At 62.0% G+C, this 7,632-nt stretch carries 9 protein-coding genes; 2 read left to right on the forward strand and 7 right to left on the reverse strand.

Translation table 11 applies throughout. The annotated features are described in order from the left end of the window. Nucleotides 1-48: 48 nt before the first annotated feature. The 4 genes from slmA to VFW93_RS00785 form a co-directional block, all read right to left on the reverse strand. Complete coding sequence (gene slmA, locus VFW93_RS00770) at nt 49-705, reverse strand: nucleoid occlusion factor SlmA (protein WP_329692084.1); 657 nt, start codon at nt 703-705, stop codon at nt 49-51. Continuing rightward, nucleotides 683-1,387, reverse strand: coding sequence for a pyrimidine 5'-nucleotidase (locus VFW93_RS00775; protein ID WP_329692085.1), 705 nt, complete (start codon nt 1,385-1,387; stop codon nt 683-685). Before VFW93_RS00775 ends, slmA begins: the two co-directional genes overlap by 23 nt. Further along, on the reverse strand, nt 1,384-2,298 hold the full coding sequence (gene argB / locus VFW93_RS00780) for an acetylglutamate kinase (protein WP_329692086.1): 915 nt from the start codon (nt 2,296-2,298) through the stop codon (nt 1,384-1,386). The genes VFW93_RS00775 and argB overlap by 4 nt, the downstream gene beginning before the upstream one ends. A 142-nt stretch (nt 2,299-2,440) precedes the next feature. Next, nucleotides 2,441-3,094: a PEP-CTERM sorting domain-containing protein gene (locus tag VFW93_RS00785; RefSeq protein ID WP_329692087.1), complete on the reverse strand. Its 654-nt coding sequence runs from the start codon at nt 3,092-3,094 to the stop codon at nt 2,441-2,443. A gap of 208 nt (nt 3,095-3,302) precedes the next feature. On the opposite strand from VFW93_RS00785, the gene VFW93_RS00790 reads away from it, so the two are divergent. Continuing rightward, on the forward strand, nt 3,303-3,596 hold the full coding sequence (locus tag VFW93_RS00790) for a copper-binding protein (RefSeq protein WP_329692088.1): 294 nt from the start codon (nt 3,303-3,305) through the stop codon (nt 3,594-3,596). Nucleotides 3,597-3,875: 279 nt separating this feature from the next. Here VFW93_RS00790 and VFW93_RS00795 read toward each other — a convergent pair whose 3' ends face one another. The 3 genes from VFW93_RS00795 to VFW93_RS00805 all read right to left on the reverse strand — a co-directional run bounded on the left by VFW93_RS00795 (nt 3,876) and on the right by VFW93_RS00805 (nt 6,936). Next, a complete protein-coding gene (locus VFW93_RS00795; RefSeq protein WP_329692089.1) occupies nt 3,876-4,403 on the reverse strand; it encodes a YqaA family protein in 528 nt (175 codons plus the stop codon). 30 nt (nt 4,404-4,433) lie between these two features. Beyond that, a complete protein-coding gene (locus VFW93_RS00800; RefSeq protein WP_329692090.1) occupies nt 4,434-5,906 on the reverse strand; it encodes an esterase-like activity of phytase family protein in 1,473 nt (490 codons plus the stop codon). Between the two features lie 169 nt (nt 5,907-6,075). Then, entirely contained in the window at nt 6,076-6,936 is an 861-nt protein-coding gene (locus VFW93_RS00805) for an OmpW/AlkL family protein (RefSeq protein WP_329692091.1), read from the reverse strand. Between the two features lie 337 nt (nt 6,937-7,273). On the opposite strand from VFW93_RS00805, the gene VFW93_RS00810 reads away from it, so the two are divergent. After that, a partial coding sequence (locus VFW93_RS00810) for a tRNA-dihydrouridine synthase (RefSeq protein ID WP_414639546.1) occupies nt 7,274-7,632 on the forward strand: 359 nt, incomplete at its 3' end.

Consider the following 7,632-nt stretch of genomic DNA (forward strand, 5'->3'; position numbering starts at 1 on the left):
ACAACAAGCCGCGATGACGCCCTGATGGAGGCGCCTCGGCCCATCGGACTATGCCTGCATGAGCAAAGCCAGGCTCGCGTTCAGATGCTCGGTAGGCAGGCGCTTGAAGCCACTGCGCGCGAAGCGGTGCAAGCGCCCCAGCAGAAAGCTGATCGCCAGTGAGGCGCCGGCTTGCGCATCCACCGTCGGCTGCTGCGAACCACGCGCTTCTGCCAAGGCCTTGTAGGCCTGCCGAAGCAGGGATTCCAGGCGATCCAGACACTGGTTCATGCGCGCAGACAGGCGCTCATGCTCGAACACCAGAGCATCGCCCACCATGACCCGTGTCATGCCCGGATTCTTTTCAGCGAACTGCAGGGCCATGGCCAGGATGCGCTGGATCTGCACAGCCGGATCAGCCTCGCGCTCCATGATCTGATTGGCCAGGGTGAACAGCGACTGCTCGATGAACTCGATCAGGCCTTCGAACATCTGCGCCTTGCTGGCGAAATGGCGATACAGCGCGGCCTCGCTCACGGACAGGTGTGCGGCCAGGGCGGCCGTGGTGATGCGATCGGCACCGGGTTGCTCCAGCATGGCGGCCAGCGCCTGCAGGATCTGCACGCGGCGCTCGCCCGGCTTGGGGCGCTTGCGCACGGGCGCCACAGCGGCAGGCGCATCCGCAGATGCCACCTGGCTTTCTTCAGTCAGCCCCTCTTGTGTCATGCCATCTCCAAGCGTGCAGTGCCCTGAGCTTTTTGATTCTGACACACACACCTGCCGGGCGGCCATGCAAGCGAATGCCCACTTCGGGTCCGTGTTGGTTATGCCGCAAATAGTGTTGCATCCACACCGTGCGCATACCCACCTTGCGGGCGCCTTTGAGGTTGGCCACGGTGTCTTCGACCAGGATGCAGCGCGACGGGGGCAACTTGTGGCGGGCCATGACAATGCGCAACATGCGGGCATCGGGCTTGGGGCGCAGGTCACCGAACACCCGCATCCCCTCGATGGCGATCACGCCTTCGAACACCGATGCCATGTCCAGCGCCGTCAGCACGCGCTTGGCGTACTCGGCAGGCGCATTGGTCAAGAGGAACTTGCGCCCGGGCAGGCGCTTGAGCGCAGCACGATCAGCCGGCGGCATGTGCAGTTGTGCCTCCAGCCCTGGCAGCACGTGGGTCTGGGCCAGGAAGTGCGAGGCACGGATGCCGTGATGACGCTCCAGACCCAGCAAGGTGGCGCCATAGCGCCGCCAGTAGTGAACGCGCAATTGATCGGCCTCGGCGCGCGGCATGCCCAGATGCTGCTCGATGTAGTCGGTCATCGAGCCATTGAGGCGCCAGAACACGGCACGACTGGCGTCGTGCAGCGTGTTGTCGAGGTCGAACAGCCAGATGGGAGTCAATGGGATCTGATCATCGTGCCGTAGGCCGATTCCGTCAGGATTTCCAGCAGCATGGCGTGAGGTACGCGGCCGTCGACGATGTGCACGGCATGCACACCGCTCTTGGCGGCATCAATGGCGCCTTCGATCTTGGGGATCATGCCACCGCTGATGGTGCCGTCGGCGATCAGGTCGTCGATGTCGCGGGCCGTCAGGTCGGTCAGCAACTCACCTTGCTTGTTGAGCACGCCCTTGATGTTGGTCAGGAGCATCAGCTTCTCGGCCTTGAGCACCTGAGCCAGCTTGGAGGCCACCAGGTCGGCGTTGATATTGTAGCTCTCGTTCTTGGCGCCAAAGCCGATGGGGCTGATGACGGGGATGAACTGGTCGTCCTGCAGCGCCTTGACCACGCTGGGGTCGATCGATTCGATCTCGCCGACCTGTCCCACATCATGGACCTTGGTGGGGTCTTCCAGATCCAGCAGCTTGAGCTTGCGCGCGCGGATCAGACCGCCGTCACGGCCCGTCAGGCCCACGGCCTTGCCACCCGCGGCGTTGATCAGGCCCACGATGTCCTGTTGCACTTCACCGGCCAGCACCCACTCCACCACTTCCATGGTTTCTTCGTCGGTGACACGCATGCCCTGGATGAACTGCCCCTTCTTGCCGATCTTGTTGAGCGCCGAGTCGATCTGAGGGCCACCACCGTGCACCACCACCGGATTGAGGCCCACCAGCTTGAGCAACACCACGTCTTCCGCGAAATCGGCCTGCAGTTCGGGATCGGTCATGGCGTTGCCGCCGTACTTGATCACGATGGTCTTGCCGTGGAACTTGCGGATGTAGGGCAATGCCTGGGCCAGGATTTCGGCCTTGTCACGAGGTGCGATGTTGGCAACGGAGTCGGATTGCGGGTGGTGGGAGGCGGTCATGGACAACTCGTAACGAAAGACGGAAGCGGCATTTTAAGAGCCATCGAGGCACGCAAAGCAAAACGCCACATGCGGACGCTCGTCCGACATGTGGCGCAGGTCGCCGACACGCCCCTTTGTTCAGGCGCTTCAGCCTGATCGATCAGGCTTGACGGCGGCGGCGAGCCAGCGTGGTCACGATACCAGCCATGCCCAGCAGGCCCAGAGCGGCGGTAGAGGGCTCGGGCACCGCGGGGATACCGGTGGAGGTCATGGTCAGCTTGCCCACGTTCTGGGCGGGAATGGGCACGGTGATGCCCAACGTCTTGGCCACACCGCCGAGACCCGTGGCGCTCAGCGCGAAATCACCGGACACCGTGCCGCCTGTGCTCAGGGTGGAGAACGCGGGCGTCAGGGGGCCAACAGAGAACACGGACACGTCGGCGAAGTCGAACTTGGTCGCGCCATTGACGAAGTGCACGTCACCGATCACGGCTGATTGGCCGGCGTCATACACCAGGCCGTCGAAGGTCATGGCGCCATTGCCGGCGATGGAAAGCGTCAAGGCCGAGGCAGGATCCCAGACCAGCTGGGTTGCACCAGGCGCCACGTCAGATGCGGCGCTGCTGAACGTGTTGTTGGCGTACGTGCCCGAGCCCGAGGCCGTGAAAAACACGTTGAACATCGTGAATGAGGTGATGAGGTCCGCCGAGAAGGCCACGTCGGCCTTGGTTGCTGCCATGGCAGCGGGAGACACGGTCACCAGGCTGGCTGCCACAGCGATGGCGCTGGCAGCACGGAAAATAGACTTGTTCATTCAAAGACTCCCAAATTTGACGCCAGTTTGCGCGCCATGAAAATTCGTTATCGCCGAAGCGTGAGCCGCGATATTAGGAGAACGTTCCCCCTGAGGGCTGTAAGTAAATGAAAACCCTTAATTCATGGGGGTATCCTTGTCCGGTCAACGATGGCGCCCGGACAGACGTTGAATGACCAGGGGACCATCCCCCTACAAGGAGCAGATCGTGAAACGCAACTTCGCCCGCACCCTCGGTGGCCTTTTCCTCGGCATGGGCGTGGCATTGGCAGCCTGGGCCCAACCCGTCGATGGGGAAGTCATCCGCATCGACCAGGAAGCCGGCAAGATCACCCTCAAGCACGGTGAAATCAAGAATCTGGACATCCCTGCAATGCAGATGTCGTTTCGTGTGAGCGATGCAAAATGGCTCAAGACGCTGCAGGTGCATGACAAGGTGCGCTTCTCGGCCGACAAGATCGGCGGCCAGTTCACCGTGACGGCCATCGAAGTGCGCAAGTAATTCGCACGTCGATCTGGGCAAACGATCGGACAAAAAGAAAAGGCCCTGCTGGCGACCAACAGGGCCTTGTCCGCTGCATTAGTCCTCCCTGGACCTGATTCATTTGTAGACAGCGTCAAATCTGCACTTGTTGTATCTGGCGATTTGTCTCGCCTTTGGGCTGTGCAGTTGAATCAAGTCTAGTGTCAGACCATGTCAAATCAGACAGAAATGCCCTTGAAATGGTTACAAGATGAAATCCCATGTTCATGTGACCACAGTCACTTGCACCAGGTGAAATCAGGTCACGTGAATCAGAAAAGCGGTCATGGTCACATACCGCCCGAGCTTGCCGATGGCCATGAACAGCACGCAGGGCCAGAAAGGCAGTTTCAGCCAGCCCGCCACCGCGCACAGGGGATCTCCCACCACGGGCAGCCATGACAACAGGCAGGCCGGTGCACCGTAGCGCTGCAACCAGCGCAAGGCCCGGTGATCGGCGGGTTTGTCGTGACCGGGCTGCAGGCCTGGCGGGCCCGAGGCATCACCGGGTTCGACATGCCGCACCTTGTCGGCGGTCTGTCGAGCTGCCAACCCCATCCACCAGGTGAGCATGCCCCCCAGGGTGTTGCCCGCCGTGGCCACCAGGACGGCAGGCCAGAAGATGTCCGGCTGCAGCTTGACCAGACCGAACACCGCGGGCTCCGAGCCCATCGGCAACAAGGTGGCCGACACGAAGGCGATCACGAACACCGCCCCCAGCCCGACTTCGGGCATCGACAACCAATGCAACAAGGCGGCAACCCCCGCCATCAACGCGTCTTCCATGAGACGCATTGTGCGGGGGTTTCAATAACCTCAGCGGTGGCGACGGCGGCGCACAGCCAGCCCCAAGGCACCCATAGCCGTCACGGCCAGCACCAGGCTGTCGGGTTCGGGCACAGCGGCGATCGATTGCATCTGCAGGCCACCCGTGACGCCCTTGCCGAGCAGGTCGGCATCGGTGAAGCGCATCACGTAGAACTTGTTGTCCCCGGCGACTCCAGGCAGGAAGTCGTTGTCGTTGGCCAGCACCATGGTGTGGTACCAGGAACCATCCGAGCCCTGGATGTCCTCACCGAAGGCCAGACCTTCGAGTTTGGCGGGAATCTGCGTGTCGGCAAAACCAGCCGCCTTGAGCATGGCCACCAGGTCCACCATCTGGGTCTTGGCCAGCAACTTGCCCTGCAAGGCCGCATCACCACTGAGGCCGCTCACGTCGGTGGCACCGGTCAGATCGATGGCCCAGACCTGTTTGACTACGGCCGCGCTGCCATCGCCCAGGCCCTTGCCGTCGCGCGGCAGGAATGCCAGGGTGTGGTCGTTGATGGCCACCAATTCACTGTTGTTGTAGCCCTTGGTACCGATCTGGTTGCTGACGGCGTATTCCTTGGTGTTGCCGGTGGCAATGTCGATTTCGACGATGCGGTTGGTCTTGCCGGCAGAAGTGTCGCCACCATCCTGCAGCAAGGCGCTTTGCATGATGCCGTAGAGCTTGGTGCCGTCCGGGCTGATGGCCAGGCCTTCCATGCCCTTGTTGGCCACACGCCCGACCGTGTTGCCGCTGATTTCGGTGTTGCCCACGGCGCTCTGATTCGGCACAGCCAGGTTGGCCGGCAACGTGAAGGTGCGGGTGCGCTCGCCGGTAGTGCGATCGAACTGATAAACGTAAGGGCCGTATTCGTCAGACACGAACACGCTCTTGCCATCCTTGGAGACACGGATGGATTCGGGGTCCAGTCGGGCATTGTTCGGATTGGTCGACAGGCCCGGCGTGAAACCGTCCGACCGACCGGTGAAGTAGTACTTGCCAGTGGTGTTCTGACTGGGCACAGCACTGGGCAGGCCAGCCGTGGTGCCGTAGGTCAAGGGGGTGCTGCTCCACAGCAAGGTGGTGCTTTGCAGCGTGGGGGTGACCGTGTAAGGCAGCGTGCCGGCAGGCACGGCAGAAGGCGCGGCCAGCAGGTTCACGTTGATGGTGTTGAAGCGGGCGATGTAGGACGTGGTGTTGTCCACCGCAACACCGCCCGCGTAGGACACCGCGTTCGGACCACGATCCGGCAAAGCCAGGAAGGTGCTGCCACCAGCCCAGGCCAGGCCAGAACCCATCCCACCGAGGATGTTGGCCGCGTTGCCGCTCTCCAGCGTGCCGGTGAGACCGGACAGATCAGATGAGCCGGACAGCGTCCCGATGCCGATCAACTCGAAGGCCGCATGGGCAGAACCCACCGCAGACATCATCAGGAAGGCGCCAGCCAGTCGGGCAGCCAGGGGGCGAAGGGTCAAGCTCACGGGTACATCTCCTGCAGGAAGTCATGGACAACAGACAGGGCGCGAGCATGCCGACGGCGTGTGACAGTCCGTTGACACGACCGTGAACAAAAAAAGGCCAGGACAGAACCCGGCCTTTCATGGATGACGAGGGACTCAGCGCCAGAGCCGGCCCATGTCGGATCAGGGATCAGTACTGGTAACCGACCATCAGCGAGAACACGGACGGATGGAAACGATAGGTCAGCGTCTGCTGGCTGGAGTTCGTGCGGATGGTGACGTTGTTCTTCACACCGGCAGTCGCCCAGCTCGCGCTGACCAGCCAGTTCTTGTCGAACTTGTAGTTCGCGCCCATCTGGAAAGCCAGACCGATCGAGTCGGTCGAGCTGATGCGCACAGGGCCGTCGTTGTAGAGGCTGTTGCCGGCGTCCGTGGAGGTGACCTTGAAGTTCGTGTAGTTGACACCCACGCCCAGGTAAGGACGCAGCGAAGACGAAGCGTCCAGGAACTTGTAGTTCAGGAACAGCGTGGGCGCTGTTTGCTTGACGCGCGCCACGGTGACGCCGTCGTACTGGTTCACGTTGTCAGCCACGCGCAAAGAAACATAGTTCGACGCGCCGCCGGCTGCGGTGATGGCCGCGGCCGTCTTGGCTGGATTGGTGAAAGCATCCGCACCCAGGCCAGCCTTGATTTGAGCCGCCGTGGCCGCACCGTGCTTGACGATGTCGCTGGCACGCAGTTTCACATCATGCGTGGGAGGGAAGCCCAGGACCAGCTCCGCCCCCCAATGATCGTCGATCGAGCGCTCGATGCTGAACAGCAAGGTCGACTTGGGCATGACTTCCAGGCGGTTGCCAGCGGACAGCGGCACGACCGGTGCGCCAGAGAAACCCGTTGGCAGCGTGCCTTCCAGCGAGCTGCTGGTGGCGCGAGGATCGATGTAGCCGCCACCGATCTTGAAGGTATAGGTCTGCGCCAGTGCCGAGGCAGATACGAGGGTCAGCGCGCACAGGGCGGCATGCTTGCTGATGCTGGAAGTGGTGATGTTCATGTCTTCGCGGAGGAGATAGAGGCCCAGCGTGTGGGCGGCCGGTCATGCGTATTGCAGTGGTCGTGCAACAGTTGCAGATTGTATGCAACACATACATTGCAATCGTTAATGCCCACCCCCCTCAAGCTGGCGGAACCGTGACCCATCTCACGGAAGGGATCCGGTGGTCAAAATTTGATCAAGGGGGGTGCACAGGGTTCTCCCGCGCGGCTATACTCTGCCTCCTTTTTAAGCAGCCCTGATCGCCCGTCCGATCAGGGCTGCGCTGTCTTTCAGCTCGGCTTTCAGGCCATTTTCCAGTGTCCGAAATTACGATCGCGACACGCCACGCAAGTCCATGTCCAGTACGTCACTCCCCACCGGCACGCTGATGGTCGGCTCGATCGAGCTGCCCAATCGCCTGTTCGTGGCACCGATGGCCGGCGTGACGGACCGCCCTTTCCGCATGCTGTGCAAGCGCCTGGGCGCCGGCTATGCGGTCAGCGAGATGGTGACCTCGCGCAAGGACCTGTGGAACAGCCTGAAAACATCCCGGCGCGCCAACCACGAAGGTGAAACCGCGCCCATCTCGGTGCAGATCGCCGGCACCGACGCGGCCATGATGGCGGAAGCCGCCGCCTACAACATCGACCGCGGCGCCCAGATCATCGACATCAACATGGGTTGCCCCGCCAAGAAGGTGTGCAACAAGTGGGC

The sequence above is a fragment of the Aquabacterium sp. genome, from assembly GCF_036279675.1.
Classification (GTDB): Bacteria; Pseudomonadota; Gammaproteobacteria; order Burkholderiales; family Burkholderiaceae_C; genus Aquabacterium.

What these genes read in the sequence shown, in the direction of transcription:
- VFW93_RS00785 (WP_329692087.1), bottom strand. Translation starts at nt 3,094, where the DNA reads ATGAACAAGTCTATTTTCCGTGCTGCCAGCGCCATCGCTGTGGCAGCC.
- VFW93_RS00805 (WP_329692091.1), bottom strand. Translation starts at nt 6,936, where the DNA reads ATGAACATCACCACTTCCAGCATCAGCAAGCATGCCGCCCTGTGCGCG.
- slmA (WP_329692084.1), bottom strand. Translation starts at nt 705, where the DNA reads ATGACACAAGAGGGGCTGACTGAAGAAAGCCAGGTGGCATCTGCGGAT.
- VFW93_RS00795 (WP_329692089.1), bottom strand. Translation starts at nt 4,403, where the DNA reads ATGGAAGACGCGTTGATGGCGGGGGTTGCCGCCTTGTTGCATTGGTTG.
- argB (WP_329692086.1), bottom strand. Translation starts at nt 2,298, where the DNA reads ATGACCGCCTCCCACCACCCGCAATCCGACTCCGTTGCCAACATCGCA.